Raw genomic sequence first — 17,227 nt, forward strand, 5'->3', positions numbered from 1 at the left:
TATTCTTATACTGATGGTGTTTTAGAAAGTAAAACCTTTATAACTTTCATTGCTTCCATAGTTAAAAGTTTTATTAAGTTTCATTGTTCTGATTTATTAAAAAATAAATCAAGTTTAACATTTAATTCAATAATAGATGAATTATCAAAAATTGAGGTTTCAAAATTTGATGAAAAATATATAAGAAAAAATTCTCTAACTGCAAAACAAAAAGAAATACTCAAAAATTTGAATATTTCTTCTGATGAATTATATAGTTTCATAATATCTATAAACGAAAAAATTTCTTAATTTTTTTTATTTAGTATAAAATTTACTGAAAGTTTAAATTGTTAAATATATTTCAGAAATATCTACACCTGAAAACAAACAAGAAATTCTTGATAATTTAGATTCACAAGATTTATTTAGATTAGTTGCTAATGTCGTGTGATGAGGACAACAAGGAAGATCATCATCATATGCTTCAATAGTTGCATCAGCATTTAATAGAGGACAACCTTCAGAAGATGTTTTAAACTATAATTTAACAAGAACAGAAGCACTTTTAAATGATAAGTTTACTGACTATATTTATAATATAGCAGAAACACTTACTAGAGATTATGTTCAAACAACATATACTCCTTCATTCAAAGATTTTAATGGATTACCTAAGTTTATAACAGGTGCTACAGAAGCAACAACTGGTCTTGATTACGTTGTTGATGGAACAGGATTAAAATTTTGAAACGAATTAAAAAATGATGCTACACAATTAAATACATCTATTTATAATGCAATAAGAATTTCAAAATATGATAAATATATTGAAAGAGTTAAAAACTTTTTCTTTGCTGAAAAAGCTTTAATTAAAAATTATGACCAAAAAATTGCTCAAACTGAAAAATTAATTAAAGATAATGAAGCAAAACAAACTAAAAACGATAAAGAAAAAAGAGAAAAAGAAACACTTATAAGCAGTTTAAATCAAGCTTTAAGTAATTACAATAAAGCTAGAATTGATGCCACAAGAAATAGACAAAATACTATCGCGCCATTTAGAAGACAAATTTATGGAAGTTATATTGCTTCACAAAGAAATCTATTTTCAAGAAATGAGATTAGAGAATCATCATATTTTGGTAATTTAATCTCTAAAAATAATGGATATTTTAAAGATAGATTCCAAAAAGAAAAAATAGGTATGCAATTATATAATGATGATGGAAGTGCATATCAAGATACAAGTATTAGATTAAAAGATTTTGAAGGAAATGCAATAACTTCAAGACCAAAAGCATTCTTTATATCACAGTTATTAAATTATGGTGTTGGTTCAAGAAATGTTTCTGGTTTATTTAGAAATAAAGATAAAGATGCAATGGCACTTTATGGTTATACAAAAAATGATGTTGCAAACAGAATTAAATATATAAGATTTATTGATAAAGATACAAAAGAAGCTAAATATTTAGAAGTAAATATTAAAGGTACAAACAATGTCTTTTATTTTGAAACACAAGGTGATGCAAGTTCTAAAAAAACAGTAGAAGATTTTGGTTATACTTCATGAGTTAGTGATTTTGGTGTAATGGCTAAATACAGAGACACATTATTATCACCAAAACATGCATATTATGTGGATTTTGTTGATCAAGATTATAATTTTGTAGAAAACTTTAATCTAGGTGATCTAAACTTTTTATCTGAAAATGGTAAAACAAGCACTCAATCACCAGTTAAACTTATTGCAGAAACAGATCCTAAAACAAACCAAAAAACTAATAAAGTTTTAATATCAATAGATTATCAATTTAACATTACAGGATAGGAGAAAAGAGTGAAAAAAATAAAAAAATATTTAATAGGTTCGTCATTTTTGCTACCTGTTACAACATTAGCAGCTGCTTGTCAAAGTAAAGCACAAGAACAAGAAAGATCGCAAACTACATCTAAAATTGATTATGATTTAGGTCTTGCTACTGAACCAATTAATAATCTTAACTACATAAGATATAAATCAATGGATAAAATTTTACCTTCTTTAGTTGATCCTTTTATTAAAGATGGTCCATCTGGTGGTTTAAAAAGTTTAATTAAAACAAATGAATATAATATGGTTATTGTTGATACAGCAAATGTTGTTGATGATAAAAATGAACCATCATCAAACTTTAATGATTTATTTAAAAATAAATCATTATTATCAGAAAAAGATGGTTATGGTAGGGTAACTGGATCATATTACCAATTAACAAATTTTGAATTAGTTGGTGGTTTGGCCGCTAATACCTCTTCAAATGATGTAACTAAAACAGCATCTATTTATGCATTTAGAAATCCAAAAAACTCAAGTAACTATATTGCATTTACTGGAAGAGTTAATAAAAAATTAAATACTTGAAGTAATGGCGATTATATTAGTGCAACTGATTTACGTGATTACCTTGAATATATTTTAGATTTAAGTACTGGTTCACAAAGATTAGAACAAATTCAAAAATTTGGTATTAGAGGAACAGATAGATTTATTGCTGCACAAAAAGAATATGCACAAAAATTCAATAAATCATATTTAAATCCTTGAGGAAAAAGAAAATATATAGAAGTAGAAGGTAAATGAGTTCAAGATCCAAAACAACTTGTATGACAATCACAATTTGAAGATAAAAGAGATCTAAAAGAAGTAGAAGCAATCAAAAATGCCGCACTGGATTTTGGTTTTTATACAGGACAACTTTATTTAGATTATACTAATGAAGAAGTTTTAGATTTAGTCAAAAAATCAGTTGAAAAAAATATCGATTTTTCAAAAGAAGTTGTTTCTTTAACAATTAAAGACGAAAAAACTCAAACAAATAAAGTTGTTGAATTAGTTAAAAATCCATTTGTCAATCCTTACCAAGAATATGAATTAAAACTTTCTGGTGATAATTCTTCAATTAAGACAAAATATAACCAAATTGCAAATTCGGAAAATGCATTTACAATGATTTTTGACCAAAATAAAACCCCATCATTAGTTTTCTTAGTTAGCCACATTTTAACAAACTTATATCCAGTTAACAGAAAATATATTGAAACAGAAATTGGTGGAATTGATAAATTTGGATCACAACCAGATAAGTTTTTAACTTCTGGTCCATTTACAATTGATCCATCAGAAATTAATTTAGGTCCACAAGGTCAAATTATATTAAGAAAAAATAATGATTATTTTGATGCTAATAATACTATATCAAACAAAATTAAAATTATTTTTAGTACTGATAAAAATACTAATGCAACATTTTTTGAAGATCAATATATCTCTCAAACATTTATTCCAGCAAATAAAATTAATCAATACTGATCAAGTCCAGAATATAAAGAATATTTAAAGAAAAATTCGGGTTATGGAACAATCGCCTTTGGTTTTAATTTAGATAATCAAACAAACTGAGACAGTTACTTACAAGACCAAGATTTAAGAAATGCAATCTATTATGCAATTAATCGTGAAGATGCAATTAAATTTGTTGGATGAGATTTTTCATTTCCTGTAAATACTTTTACATCATATGGACAATATAAAACATTTGATGGTAAAAACATTGAAACATATTTCAGTGATTTAAGTTCACAAACTAAGAATAATAAAGAATATCCATTGCAAAACTATGATTATGTTGTTCACTTAGCAAAATCATTTACTTTTGAAAAAACTGTTCGTGGTGATTTATTATTTGATAGCGAAACTGCTAATTTCTATTTAAATAGATTTAAAACAAAACATCCAAATCTTTCAAAAGTTACTTTAAGATTTATTAACAATTCAACAGATGAACAGAAAAAAGCTGGTATTTTCTTAAAAGAACAATTAAGAAAAGTTTTTGGTGAATATATTGAAATTGATATTAAAAGCCTACCTGAAAACACTTTTGCTACATTTATTGAACAAGGAAAATACGACATAATTTATCAAAATTATGATCGTCTTGGTGGAAATGGTGCTGAAGATTATATTGCAACATTTTTCAAAGTTGATGAAATTGATGAATTATTGCAAAAAAATATTGCTTTTAAAATTAATCCAGTTGGATCATACACATATGCTGATTATGTAACAAATTTAGTTTTAGAAAAAAATTCATATAATGGTGATATTAACTTTTTAAAACAACTTTTAAATTCATATATTCAAGTAATTTATGATAAAGCACAAGAATTATATGGTTCACAATTTAGTGATCTTATTAATTCAGAAAATATTTACAATATTACACAATTTACAAATAGTGTAATATCTGATTTATATAATAAACTCCATGAAACTAATTTAGTAGATAAACAAATCTATTCACATGATTTTATAAAATATGCATTAGAATACTTATTAGTAAGTGATACAAAACAAAATGTTAAAGTTTCAAGACTTAAAAAATTAACAAATTTATTTGTATTAACAAAATATGGAGTTGAACAAATAGCAAATCTAACAAAAGATACAAAACAAAGACTTAAAATACAAACAACAATACCTCAAGAAAAAAATAAAAATACTGATTTTTGAGTTAAATTTATTGAGTTATCTTACCAAAAACCAGAAGAAAGTTTAAGTGATTATAGTGACAGAATTAGTGCATTTTTCTCTTCTAATTTCTCTTCTGAAGAAGTTAGACAAGGTTGAACACAAGAATTGGTATATATTTTTATAGGTGAAATGGAAAAAATTATTAGAGATGGAGCGTTTATTGTTCCGTTAATGGAAGTTGATACAAACTGAGAAATAACAAGAGTAGGTGGAGTAAGTTCACTTTATAAATTTGCATTACAATATGCTTATGATTATCTAAGACCACCTAAACCAGGTTTACCAAGAAGGAAGGAAGGTTAATGAACAAGTTTTTAAAAGAAAAAAGAGATAACAAAAATGTTTATGTAGATTACAACAAAATATTTTTTGTAAACAAAAGAAACCAAGAATTACAATTACTTGAAAAACTTTTTGCAATTGATTCACCATTATTAAAAACGCTTTGAAGATTTACAAAAATTATTTTAGAGTTTTTTATAATCGGTTTAATTGTTATTACAATAACTTTCTTTTTAATTAATTCAGTACCAGGATCAAATGGTTTAACAGGTTCAATTTCTGATGAAGCAGCAAGAAAAATTATTGAAGCCAAATATGGTTTAAATTTACCTATTTTTCAAAGATATCTAAATTATTTACGTGGTTTATTTGTAGGTGATTTTGGTATTTCTTTATCACTGTTCCCTGAAGTTGAAATTAATGATTTTATTTGAACAAGATTTTCAAAATCATTTTTAGTAGGAATATTCTCTGTTTCAATTACTGTTATTTTTGGTATTTCTATTGGTATATGAGTTGGTAAAAATCCAGGAGGTTTAGTTGATAATATCTCTACTGTTATTGTAAGTATCTTTTCATCAGTTCCTTCGATTATTTTTGCACTTATTTTAGTTTTTATTGGTAGAATTGTTGGATTGCCTTATATTTTTGATCACAATAATATCCTTACATATGTGCTTCCAGGTTTAGCATTATCCTTAGGAAGTATTATTGTTTATATTAAATACATCAGAACTGAATTGAATCGTGAGATAAATTCAGTTCATGCAAAATTTGCTTATTTAAAAGGTTTATCAAAAAATCGTTTTGTTTGAAAACATGCTCTTAAGCCTTCGTTATTCCCTATTGCAACATTTTTCCCAGCTGTTATTTTCGGTTCATTTATTGGAAGTATTTTTATTGAACAAATCTTTTTAATTAGTGGTTCAGGTGCTACATTGCTTCAAGCAATTCAATCAAAAGATTACAATGTAATTTTATTCTTAATTATTATGTTTGCTTTATTAACAATTATTTCATATGCAACCCGTGATATTTTATATGAAGTAATCGATCCAAGAGTTAGAAGAAAGGGAGCATAATGTCAAAAATTAATTCAAAATTTAAAAATTATATTACTAAGTTAAAATCAAGAAATGAATTAGGTCAAACAAATACACAAAATTTAGCAACTGCACCAAATCCTTTAATCGCTCCATTTCAATATCAAGCATGAAAAATTATAGGAAAAACATTTGATTATCAAGCAGATAGACATATGAATACTGAAGCAAAACCATTTAAAGAATTTATTTATAGATATTCAAAAAACTTTGCTGGTGTCTTTGGTTTTGTTTTACTTATTGTTTTAATTGTTTTAGCACTTATTATTCCTTTTACTACATTAAGTCCAATAGTTACAGATGTTAATAATCGTTCTTTACCAGTTCATTCATATGATTCACATGGTGTTTATCACATTTTTGGAACCGATGACTTAGGTCGTGATTTATGAGCTAGGTTATGACATGGATTAAGATATTCGCTTTCACTTGCAATAGTTGTAACATTTATTGAAGTTTTAATTGGTTTATCTATCGGGATAATGATGGGTCAATTTGATAGATTTGATCGTGTAATGACTTTTGTTATTAAGATTTTATCTGTTGTACCAACTATTTTGATTTTGATATTAATGACAATAGTTGTAAGTCCAAGTTTTTGAGTTATAGCGTTTTCTTTATCATTAACCTCATGAACAGGAATGGCTAATCAAATTAGAGCACAAGTAAAAAGAGCAAAACATTTTGAATGAGTTTCTGCATCAAAAGTTTTAGGAACCCCTACATACAAAATTCTACTAAATTATGTACCAGTAATTTTACCTATTTTAATTACTCAATTAGTTTTTACAATCCCTGGTGTAGTTTTATCTGAGACTTCATTAGCGTTCATCGGATTAGCAATTGACGATGTTCCAACATTAGGAAACTTAATTTCTGATGGTCAAAAAGTCTTCCCGGGATACCTAAGATATGTATTTATTCCATCAAGTATTTTAATTTTAATTACAACAAGTGTGCAATTAATTGGTGCTAATGTCCAAGATGCACTTAGAAGACAAAGATAAGGAGAAGTATGGAAAATCAAAACATAGAAAATAAATCAAATAAAAAATGCTTCTTTAAATCTTTTTGTAAAAAAATATGTTTTTGAAAAAATCAAAACAAAAACACTTTTGATTGAGATGAATTTTATAAAAATGTGGAATATAAAACTTTTGAAGATGGTACAAAATTAAAAATAGCTGCACAGATTAAAGACATAAATTTATCATTTACTAATCCGGCAAGACCTGGGGAAAAAAATAAAGTTTTACGTGGTCCATCAATTGAAATTTATGAAGGAAAAGTTCATGCTATTATCGGTGAATCAGGTTCAGGAAAATCAGTTATTACATCACTATTATATGGTTTAACCGGTGATAAAGCCGTAATTGATTCTGGTGAGATTAAACTATATAATAACAATGTAGAAAAATTTACTTTTAAAGATTGAGAAAAATCACACTATCGCGGAAGAGTTGTTTCAGCAGTTTTTCAAAACCCAATGTCTACTTTAAATCCAACAATGAAAGTTGGAGCGCAAATTATGGAAGGTATGCTTTTAAATAAAATTGTTAAAAATAAAAAAGAAGCATATGATAGAGCAATTGAGTTTTTAAAATTAACAAAAATTAATGATCCAGAAGCAGTTATGAAGTTATACCCTCATGAAATGTCTGGTGGTATGATTCAACGTGTTGTTATTGCAGCAATTGTTGCTTTAGAACCTAAAATTTTAGTAATGGATGAACCAACAACTGCATTAGATCCAACAGTTCAAGCACTTGTTCTAGATGTAATTAAAAACTTGCAAGAAAAACTTAAATTATCTATTGTATTCATAACACATGATTTAGGAGTTGTTGCTTCTATATCTGATTATATTTCAATTATGTATGCAGGACAAATTATTGAAGAAGGAACAGCAGAAGAGATTTTAAACTATCCACAGCATCCTTATACATGAGGTTTAATTTTAAGTATGCCCGATGTTAACAATGGTTCTCGTTTAGCAACTATTAGAGGAAGTGTTCCATCGAATTTAAATAATATTGTCGGTGATGCATTTGCTGTTAGAAACGATTACGCCTTAGGACGTGATTTTGAAATTGAACCAGATTTTTATTGAAAATCACAAACACATCGTGTTAAGTCTGCGCTACTTGATGAAAAAGCACAACCATACACACCACCACTTCTTATTCAAGAATTATGAAAGGAATTTTTAAATAAAAAACCTTAATATGTCTCAAATTAGTTATACAAAAAAAAGATTTTTATTAAAACCTAAAGAATACATCAGATATCAAACTAAAGGTGTTGAGGATATGTTACAACCAAAACACAATGAAGATATCTTAGTCAAAATAAGAAATGTGGATATTACATATGGTTCTGGTTCAAAACAGTTTTTAGCAGTAAGTGATTTGAATTTAAATATTTATAATGGTGAGGTTTTAGGATTAGTTGGTGAATCTGGTTCAGGTAAAAGCACTATTGGTAAAACACTAGTTGGACTTGTTCCATATAGTTTTGGTGAAATTAAACTTTTGGATAAAACTTTACCTAAGAAAAACAAACGTGGTCTAAAATTTGGTCAAGCACTAAAAGAATATAAAGAAATTGAAAACTTTTTAGTAAATAAAGTTCAAATGATTTTCCAAGATCCAGCCAACTCTTTAAATCCACATGCTAATGTTGAAACTGTTGTTGGTGAAGGATTAACTAACACAAAAAATTCCAAAGAAATTTATATTTACAATTTCGATAATGAAGTTAAAAAAGAGATTTATTCATATTTAAATAAAAAACAACATCCACAGTTTTTTGGTAAATTTGAACAAAATTTAACGCAAGCAATCAATCAAAATACTGACAATGTATACAACTTACTTTATCAAATAGTTCAAGAAATGCTTTATCAAGCTGGTATATTACAAGCTGATAGATGGTTAAGAGAACAAAAAAAACTCAGACAAGAAATTGCTAAATATACTGAAAAACAAGCCAAAAGAGCACTAATTAAAGAAATGCTTCTTTCAGTAGGTTTAGATGAATCTGTTTTAAGAAGATATCCTTTAGAATTTTCAGGTGGTCAACAACAAAGGATTGGTATTTCACGTGCTGTTGTGCTCAGACCACAACTCTTAGTTGCGGATGAACCAATTTCAGCACTGGATGTTTCGATTCAAGCACAAGTTGTAAATATATTCAATGAATTAAAAGATAAATATAATTTAACAATTTTATTTATCGCACATGATTTACGTATGGTTGAATATATTTCAGATCGTATTGCAGTTATGAATAAAGGAAGATTACTTGAAGTTGGAAAAACAGAAGAAATTATGAAAAATCCACTTCATCCTTACACAAAAAGTTTATTAGATGCTGTACCTTCAATTAAAGGTAAAAAAGGTAGTTTAATAGGTTATGTATATAACATTGATATGCATAATTATTCAGAACAAAATCAACCAGAATGAGTTAAAGTAAATAATGATCATTATGTTTTAGGAACTCAAACAGAAGTTGATAATTGACAAAAAAATATATATTAAAAAGAAAGGAAATATGAAAAAATATAAAAAATATTTTTTAGGATTATCTAGTTTATTAGCAGCAACTTCATTTGGAATTGCTGCTTCATGTGAAACTGAAAAAACTGATGATTCTAAAAATGGTTCATCTGTTGATGTTTCTGGTGATAAACAAAAACAACCAGGTTCAAATGACGTGCAACCAAGCACACCAGAAGAACCAAACAAAACACCTGAACCATCTGGTCAAGGTTCACAAGACACTACACCAATCTCAGAAAAATACAAAGCACAAAGAGAAGAGTTAAAAACTGTTGTTGCTGCATTTAAAGATGAAGGTACAAAATTAGTTCTAGAATCAAAAGTTGATACTGCATATACTTTAGAAGAAATTGAAAGAGTTAAAAAAGAAATTAAAATTAAATTAGATGAATTAAGACAAACTTATATGGAAGAATCTAATTTAAATCAACTTGAAAATCAAGATAAAAAAGCAGCATATACAAAAGAATTTAATGATGCAAAAACAGAAACTGATTTAGAAACAACCAAGAATAAAGTTGTTGAAGATGTAAATCAAGAAAACACTTCAAAAATAACTGGCAAAAAAACTCAGTTGAATACTGAGTTAGAAAAATTAACAAATAAAAAAGATTATGCTCAAAGAATTACAGATGCTACTGAATATCAATCATTATTAGAAATTGAAAAAGCAATTAAAAAAGATCTTTTAGAAGAAAAAACTCAAAAAGAAGAACAACAATATGAGACAAACTTTGATTTAAGATGAAAAGTTCAAGAGTATATCGCATTATTACCAGAAGATCAAAAAACAACCAAAACTTCTGAATATGATGCATTAGATAAAACAACTGAAAAACTACAAGAATTTAAAACACAAGTAGAAGGTTTATTATCTAAAGAAGATCAAACTAAATTAAGTGCATTTAAAACAAGATTACAAGAAATTTTAAATGAAGCGTTTGGTGTATCAAAAAGTTCAAGAGAAGAAAAATGAAAAGAAATTAATACAAAATTAAAGAGTGAAACAGAAACAAATGATTTTCCAAAGCTAGATGCAATTTTTACAACAATAAATCATGAGTATTTTGAAAAAGTTAAATCATTAAATGAAGGTTTAAGAGGGAATTCACTTGCTTGATTAAATGAAGTTGAACCTGATAATGAATACGGATTTAATGAAAGAGCAAGAGCAGGTGTATTTAGTAGAAAAGATTACAGTGCTCTTGTAGCAGACGTAAGAGAAAAACTTTTACCATATAAACCTAAACTAAGAAGTGAAGCTGATTATGTCAAATACTTCAGTAAATTACCACACGCTTCTACATTAATAAACGATGACAATCCATTACAAGATGGTGAAAAAGAAGTAAGAACAGTAACTCTTGGTGCAAGAAATAGTGAAAATAAAAGATATGTAAAAGATTCTATTCCATTCACAAATAGAACCTTTACTTTAAGTGCTGAAGATAAAAAAGTGTTACAAAATCTTCAAACATTAAGAAATTTAGTTTTAAAAGAACTAATGAGAGAAACTGGTACTCAGGTTAACAACCAAAAAGTATTCGATTATAATACATTAGTTTTCGGAAACAAAAATGCTCTTAAAAACGATATTTCATATTTATTATGATCAATAGATAAAGCAATAATAAATGGTGATTATTATCAACAAGTAGTTGATTATTTTTACAATGCTAAAAAAGATTTAAGAGATTTAAGTGGAAAAACCTTCTCTGGTTACAACGAAATCCTTCAAAAAATTAAACAAGAAACAACTTCAAGTTCAAGAGAAATATAATTATTATTTTTAAAAAATAATTTTATAAATTTATAAAATTCAAAAAGATATAAAAAACAAGTAAAAATTAGCATTTTTCTTGTTTTTTTATAATTTAATTAATATATATCATATTTAATAAAAAAAATAAATATATTATAATATGAAAGAATTTATCCAAGAAAATAACAAATATATTTTGTTATTTTAGTATAAAAAAATTAGGAGAAAAAGATATGAAAATAGCATTTTTTGATGCCAAAGATTATGATATAAAAAGTTTTGAAAAATACAATGAAGGAAGACATGAAATTACATTTTTCAAAGAAAATTTAAACTTACATACTGCTTCACTTGCAAAAGGATATGATGCAGTTTGTGGTTTTGTAAATACTTATGGTGATAAGGTTATTTTAAGTGTTTTAGCAAAGTTAGGAATTAAATACTGATTCCAAAGATCTATGGGTTACAATAAAGTTGATATTGCAGCAGCAAATCAACTTGGAATAAAAGTATTTAGAATTTTTAACTATTCTGCCGAAAGTATTGGTGAATTCGCTTTTGCTGGTTTATCAGCATTAAACAGAAATCTAATCGTTGCGAATAAAAGAGTAGAACAATATAATTTCTCATTAAATGGACTTGATGGAAAATGTATTGGTAATTCAGTAGTTGGTGTAATTGGTTCAGGTAAAATTGGTCAAACATTTATAAAAATTGCAAAAGCAACAGGAGCAAAGGTTTTAGTATTTGATGCATTTGCACAAGAAAACTTCCCTCAACTTGCAGAAACACTTGGAATTGAATTTGTTTCATTAACAAAATTACTTGAAACTTCTGATTTTATTTCTATACACTGTCCATTATTTGCTTCTACCAAATATTTAATCGATGAAGCAGCAGTAAACAAAATGAAAGATGGTGTTATTATTGTAAATACTGCACGTGGTGAAATTTTAGAACTTCAAGCAGTTATAAATGGTCTTAAATCAGGAAAAATTAGAGGATTAGCAACTGATGTTTTAGAACGTGAAGAAGGAAGATTCTATGAAGATGTTTCAAATAGAGTTACTGACTTAAAAGAACTTGATCCACAATGAAAAGAATTAATTGAAATGTCAAATGTTTTAGTTACATCACACCAAGCATTTTTAACAGATTTAGCTCTTACACAAATCGCTAAAGTAACATTAGATAATGCAGATGCAGCATCAAAAGGTATTTTTGATAATGCATTAACAATTTTAGAAAATGGAACAATTAAAAACGGATAAAATATGAAAGAAAAAAAAGGTTTTATTAATAAATTAAAAGAAGAAACAAGTGCTATTTTTAGTTTTTTTAAATTATCAAAATCAAAACGTAGTGAAGCAGAAAAACCAAAAGATTTATTAACTTGAATTATTCATGGTGTTTCTGAATATGTAGGGACAATTTTAATTTCACTTTTACTTGCTGGTTTAAGTACAATTGTAGTAGTTAAAGAAAGCAAATTTATTATGTTGGAAGAATATTTAATTCATCCAATTATTGTTGGATTTTATGCAGGTTTTGTTGCTGTTGCAATCTGTTTATTCTTATTCCTTAGATGGAGTTGTGATTTAAATCCATCGGTAAGTTTATATAGATATTTAAGTGGTAGACATGATGGTTGATATACAACATACAAAATTACTATTCAATTTTTAGGTTCTATTACTGCGGGTTTAATAATTTATGCAGTTGGACACAGTACAACAGGTGACCAATATTTAGCAAACAATCCAATTAATTCAATCTCATCTGCTGTAAAAGTATTTGAAGTGTTTAGAAATAGTCAAGATAGTGTTGATACATTAATTGGTAAAGGTTCAACATGAATTTTCTTTATTGAAATGGTTATGACTTCAATATTATTATTCCCTATTTTCTCACCAAACTTAAATAATAAATATCGTGATTTATTAATTATGTTTATTATTGCTTTAAGTGTTTGAATGGGAATTTTAGGTGGAACAGCAGCTATTAATCCAGCTAGAGGTTTAGCACAACAATGACCAGCAATTTTCTTTGCTTTTTCAGAAAGCGGAAACTCACAATTAGTTGGTTATGCATTAAAAAATTATAGTGGAATTAGAAGTGTAATGGATTCAAATGATCTTATTTCTACTACAAGACAATCAATTTCTACAGGAACAATAGCAATGGTTTTAGGTGGATTTGCTGCACCATTTTTCTATTTAATAGTTCAAGGTTTAACAGAAAGATACATCAATCCATTTGTTTTAAAAGTTATTGCTTTCAAAAACTATAAAGTACACTGTATGATAAAAGGTTATGATAAAAAAGAAAAAGAAAATAAATAATTAATAAGTTTAAAAAACTTATCTCAAAACACAGATAACATTATCTGTGTTTTTATTTATTTATAAATACTTAATTTAAGTTTTTGTTGAAACTTGTAGTAAAAATTCTCAATTTATATTTTATATCAATAATACTTTTAAGTCTTAATTTAAGATATTTTTGTTTAAATATTGTTAAATATTTAACTTTAAAAAACACAAGTTAAAATAAACAAAAAATGGTAAAATTCATAATGAAAATGACAACACTAGCTCAAAAGGAGAAAACAATAATGAAAAAACATAATAAAATAATTTTATTATTAGCGTCTTTTACATCAATTTTATCAATTCCAATGGTAGCAATGAGTTGTGAAAAACCAAAAGATGGTCAAAAAAATCCATCTGAGAGAGATAATGAAGACAACACAACCGATCCTACAAACCCTACTGATGGATCAGGTAATAATCAAACTGGAGGAACAGGAACAAATCAAACACCTCAGGTAGATTTTTATTCTTATGATGAAATCAAACAAAAAACACAAGGAAAAAGTTTTGATCAACTATTTGAATTAAAATCAATAGGTTTTATTCCTGATTTAAAATCTCAAAATTCACAAGACATTGTTGAAAACTGGGATTCATGAGTACAAATTACACCAAAAGATCCTAAAATTGGTTTTACAGTTGTAAGTTACAATGTCGATCCTCAAAATAAAGCAAAAATTAATGTTTATGTTGCTTATAAATGAGATCAAAAAGACACTACTGAAAGAGAAGAACTTGAAGGACAATTCCAAATTGGTGATTTTAAAATTAAAGAAAATAATACTTTAGAGAATCCTAACTCAAGACCTTCTTTATCAGAAGAAGCACAGTATTTTAAATTAAGTGCAGTTGATAGATATAACCAAGATTTTGAAAAATTAAGAAGAAGTTTAGAAGGACAACAATACAGCAGACCAAGTACTGTAACTGCTCAATTTAAAGAAGATTTTAACAAAAAAGCAAAAGAGTTAAATTTACCAGATTATGATACTATGAATGCTTTAGGTTGAACTATTCCAACAGATGGTTCTAATACACAAAAACTAAATATCATTAATAAAGCAACACAAACTTTAAATTCATGAGTTGATTATTATAAAAAAGATCAGTATAAAAATATAGGTTTAGCAAGAACTTTAACTAATCAAACTTACTCTGATATAGCATTACAAACATTCCAAACTAATTTTTCTGCTTGAATTTATACATCAGTTGAAAATCTTCAAATTAAAATTGCTAAGTTACTTAAAAATACTGAAGATTTAAAACTTTTAGCAGGTAAAATAAAAAATGAAGCTAAAAAACAAGAATATATTAAAAAATTCTCTGAAGACCATTCACATGGTGTAGTAGAAAAATATAGATTAGAAGTTTATGATATTATTAAATCAGAACAAGAAGGTGATTCTGATTCAATAAAAGACCATAAAGCATCAGAAATTTATACTGAATATATTAAAGATCAAAGAGAAAAACTTAAAAAACATGTTGAAGCAAATTATACTTCAGAAGATATTCCAGTAGATATTAAAAACAAAATGATTGCTCAAATTGAAAAAGCAGAAAATTTCACTGAATTAGCAAATTCTGCTAGAAGCAATAAAGGAAATTCTGGAACAAGTTTTATTGTAGATTATCAAATACAAGATAATAAATCTTATCCTACAAAATGATATTTTGCTACAAACTACCATGTTATTGATGGTTTTAATGATAAAGTTGATGGAAATTTTTCATTAAGAAGATTATCAAAAGATTACCCATCATTATGAAGTAAATTAAGAACAACTACTTTTGAAACTAAAATGGAGAATTTTTCATTCCCAGCAAAAGCAATTAAAAGAGTTATTGATGGTAGAGACTTTTTCACATGAGATCCTTCACAATTATCTTTAAATACTACTGAAGATAAAAAAGAATTTGTAGATTTTGCAGTTTATGAAGTAGATTTTGAAAAACTTACAGCAGAACAAAGAAAAAACATGAGTGCTGAAGATTATGCTAAATTAGTAACAAATGATTATTTCAATTTACCAGATGACAAAAAACTTAAAATTGCTAATTTTGACTATTTAAGTCAACATGACAAAATTGATATTCCAATCACAAAAGCACAACTTGATGCAAAAGGCAAGGATTATGATTGATATGACCAACTTTATTCTGTATCTTATCCAGCATCAAATAGTAAATATTTTGATGATTTTTGATTAGATAAATATGTCGATAAACCAGATTACGATGGTAAAAAATACAGTTTTTCACTTTGAACTAATGCTGATTACACACATTATGGAAAAGGAGTTCCAACTGATCCTAAAAACATTAAAGTCGCTGAAAGAGGTGGTAGATTATCAAATTCAGTAATCTTAAGAACATTTAAAGATAAAAATGGTGTTTATGATAGATTTTTAAATGCTCCAATTGTTGGAGAACTTTATACTTCAAACGATGATGGTAAAAAATACTACCAATCAGGTTTAGCTTATCTTTATGCAGGATATTCACCTGGTGGTGGTGCTTCTGGTTCATCAGTTAGAACAAAAGATCAAAAATTAGTATCATTAATTTCTACCGCATACAATTCACAATCTTTATCATCAGGTCTTTCAGTTAGATCTAATGGATTGGATTTAAAAGGTTTATTTGGAACTTATAATATTCCACAGTATGATATTTTCTATGGTGGTGGAAAAGACCAAAAATCTTCATTTAAACAAGAACTAAATAAATTATATCCTAATGCAAAAACTTACTTATTCCCTAATGGTTTAAGTGCAACATATGCAGAACATGATTTTAATTCAATTCACACAAGACAAGATTTGACATCAAAAAATTCAACAACAGAAAACACTTCAAATAAGTAATTAAAACACCCTAAATAAGGGTGTTTTTTGTTGTATAATTTTAATTAAGAGGCAATAATGGTAAAAATTAAAGAAAAGTTTGAATTTGGAAAACATAGTGTAGTTAACAGAATAGTTAATTTTATAAACTTACCCTTTTTAATAAATATAGATGAAGAATTTTTAGAAAATCATCCAGTAATTATTTATGAGCAAAATATTAATCCAGATTATTTTTTCTTAGTTGTCGCTAATTCAAAAGAAAGCAAACCCGATTATGCTAATAAGGTTGTCATTAATAAAGGTAAAACAAGCGTTGATTGTTGTTCCATTTATAAAGTACAAATAGAAGCGTTCCAAGAATTTTTAGATCAATATTCATATGATAAATTTGTTATTTTCCCATGTTTCCCAGTTGACAAAGGTAAAAAAACTTTTAGCACTATAATACAGTGTTAAAAGTTTTTAAATATAAAATTTACTTGTTACTTTTTATGTATTTATAGTAATCATTATAAATACTTCAAGAAATATTCGATAATTCATTCTCTGATTTAAATTTTTGAATATTTGTTTTTGTAAAATTGTTTTCTTCAACTATGTATTTCATATTTCTAAAAACATCAACCATACTATCATCAGTTATTTTTTGAACAACTCCATTGTTTTTGTAAAATTCTTTGATTTTGTATGAAAGATATCTAAAAATAAATAATGTTAAGAAAGAAAATAAAATATAAC

At 26.5% G+C, this 17,227-nt stretch carries 13 protein-coding genes; 12 read left to right on the forward strand and 1 reads right to left on the reverse strand.

The genetic code is table 4. The features are described 5' to 3' along the window. The 12 genes from BU00_RS05315 to BU00_RS0101485 all read left to right on the forward strand — a co-directional run. Positions 1–291 (forward strand): hypothetical protein (locus tag BU00_RS05315; RefSeq protein ID WP_036458847.1); only part of this gene is annotated, 291 nt, incomplete at its 5' end. 136 nt (positions 292–427) lie between these two features. Continuing rightward, complete coding sequence (locus BU00_RS0101435; RefSeq protein ID WP_027121177.1) at positions 428–1,813, forward strand: hypothetical protein; 1,386 nt, start codon at positions 428–430, stop codon at positions 1,811–1,813. 9 nt (positions 1,814–1,822) lie between these two features. Then, positions 1,823–4,858 carry an ABC transporter substrate-binding protein gene (locus BU00_RS0101440; RefSeq protein WP_027121178.1) on the forward strand — a complete coding sequence of 1,012 codons (3,036 nt, stop codon included), beginning with the start codon at positions 1,823–1,825 and terminating at the stop codon, positions 4,856–4,858. Continuing rightward, positions 4,858–5,919, forward strand: a complete 1,062-nt coding sequence (locus BU00_RS0101445) for an ABC transporter permease (protein WP_036458850.1) — start codon at positions 4,858–4,860, stop codon at positions 5,917–5,919. The genes BU00_RS0101440 and BU00_RS0101445 overlap by 1 nt, the downstream gene beginning before the upstream one ends. Next, complete coding sequence (locus BU00_RS0101450; protein ID WP_027121180.1) at positions 5,919–6,947, forward strand: ABC transporter permease; 1,029 nt, start codon at positions 5,919–5,921, stop codon at positions 6,945–6,947. The genes BU00_RS0101445 and BU00_RS0101450 overlap by 1 nt, the downstream gene beginning before the upstream one ends. An 8-nt stretch (positions 6,948–6,955) precedes the next feature. Further along, complete coding sequence (locus tag BU00_RS0101455; RefSeq protein WP_027121181.1) at positions 6,956–8,164, forward strand: ABC transporter ATP-binding protein; 1,209 nt, start codon at positions 6,956–6,958, stop codon at positions 8,162–8,164. Position 8,165: 1 nt separating this feature from the next. Beyond that, complete coding sequence (locus BU00_RS0101460) at positions 8,166–9,482, forward strand: ABC transporter ATP-binding protein (protein ID WP_027121182.1); 1,317 nt, start codon at positions 8,166–8,168, stop codon at positions 9,480–9,482. A gap of 13 nt (positions 9,483–9,495) precedes the next feature. Beyond that, on the forward strand, positions 9,496–11,283 hold the full coding sequence (locus BU00_RS0101465; RefSeq protein ID WP_156926412.1) for a hypothetical protein: 1,788 nt from the start codon (positions 9,496–9,498) through the stop codon (positions 11,281–11,283). Positions 11,284–11,498: 215 nt separating this feature from the next. Next, positions 11,499–12,536 (forward strand): NAD(P)-dependent oxidoreductase, encoded by a 1,038-nt coding sequence (locus tag BU00_RS0101470; RefSeq protein ID WP_027121184.1) that lies wholly within the window; start codon positions 11,499–11,501, stop codon positions 12,534–12,536. Positions 12,537–12,539: 3 nt separating this feature from the next. Beyond that, the gene (locus BU00_RS0101475) at positions 12,540–13,607 is read left to right on the forward strand and encodes an aquaporin (protein ID WP_051521838.1); all 1,068 of its coding nucleotides are present in this window, start codon (positions 12,540–12,542) and stop codon (positions 13,605–13,607) included. Between the two features lie 272 nt (positions 13,608–13,879). Continuing rightward, a complete protein-coding gene (mip, locus tag BU00_RS04460) occupies positions 13,880–16,507 on the forward strand; it encodes an Ig-specific serine endopeptidase MIP (RefSeq protein WP_051521839.1) in 2,628 nt (875 codons plus the stop codon). Positions 16,508–16,564: 57 nt separating this feature from the next. Next, positions 16,565–16,945 (forward strand): hypothetical protein, encoded by a 381-nt coding sequence (locus BU00_RS0101485; RefSeq protein WP_027121186.1) that lies wholly within the window; start codon positions 16,565–16,567, stop codon positions 16,943–16,945. Positions 16,946–16,964: 19 nt separating this feature from the next. On the opposite strand, the gene BU00_RS05205 is transcribed toward BU00_RS0101485, so the two are convergent. Then, positions 16,965–17,227 (reverse strand): hypothetical protein (locus tag BU00_RS05205; RefSeq protein WP_027121187.1); only part of this gene is annotated, 263 nt, incomplete at its 5' end.

The organism is Mycoplasma leonicaptivi ATCC 49890 (genome assembly GCF_000622205.1).
Classification (GTDB): domain Bacteria; phylum Bacillota_I; class Bacilli_A; order Mycoplasmatales; family Metamycoplasmataceae; genus Mycoplasmopsis; species Mycoplasmopsis leonicaptivi.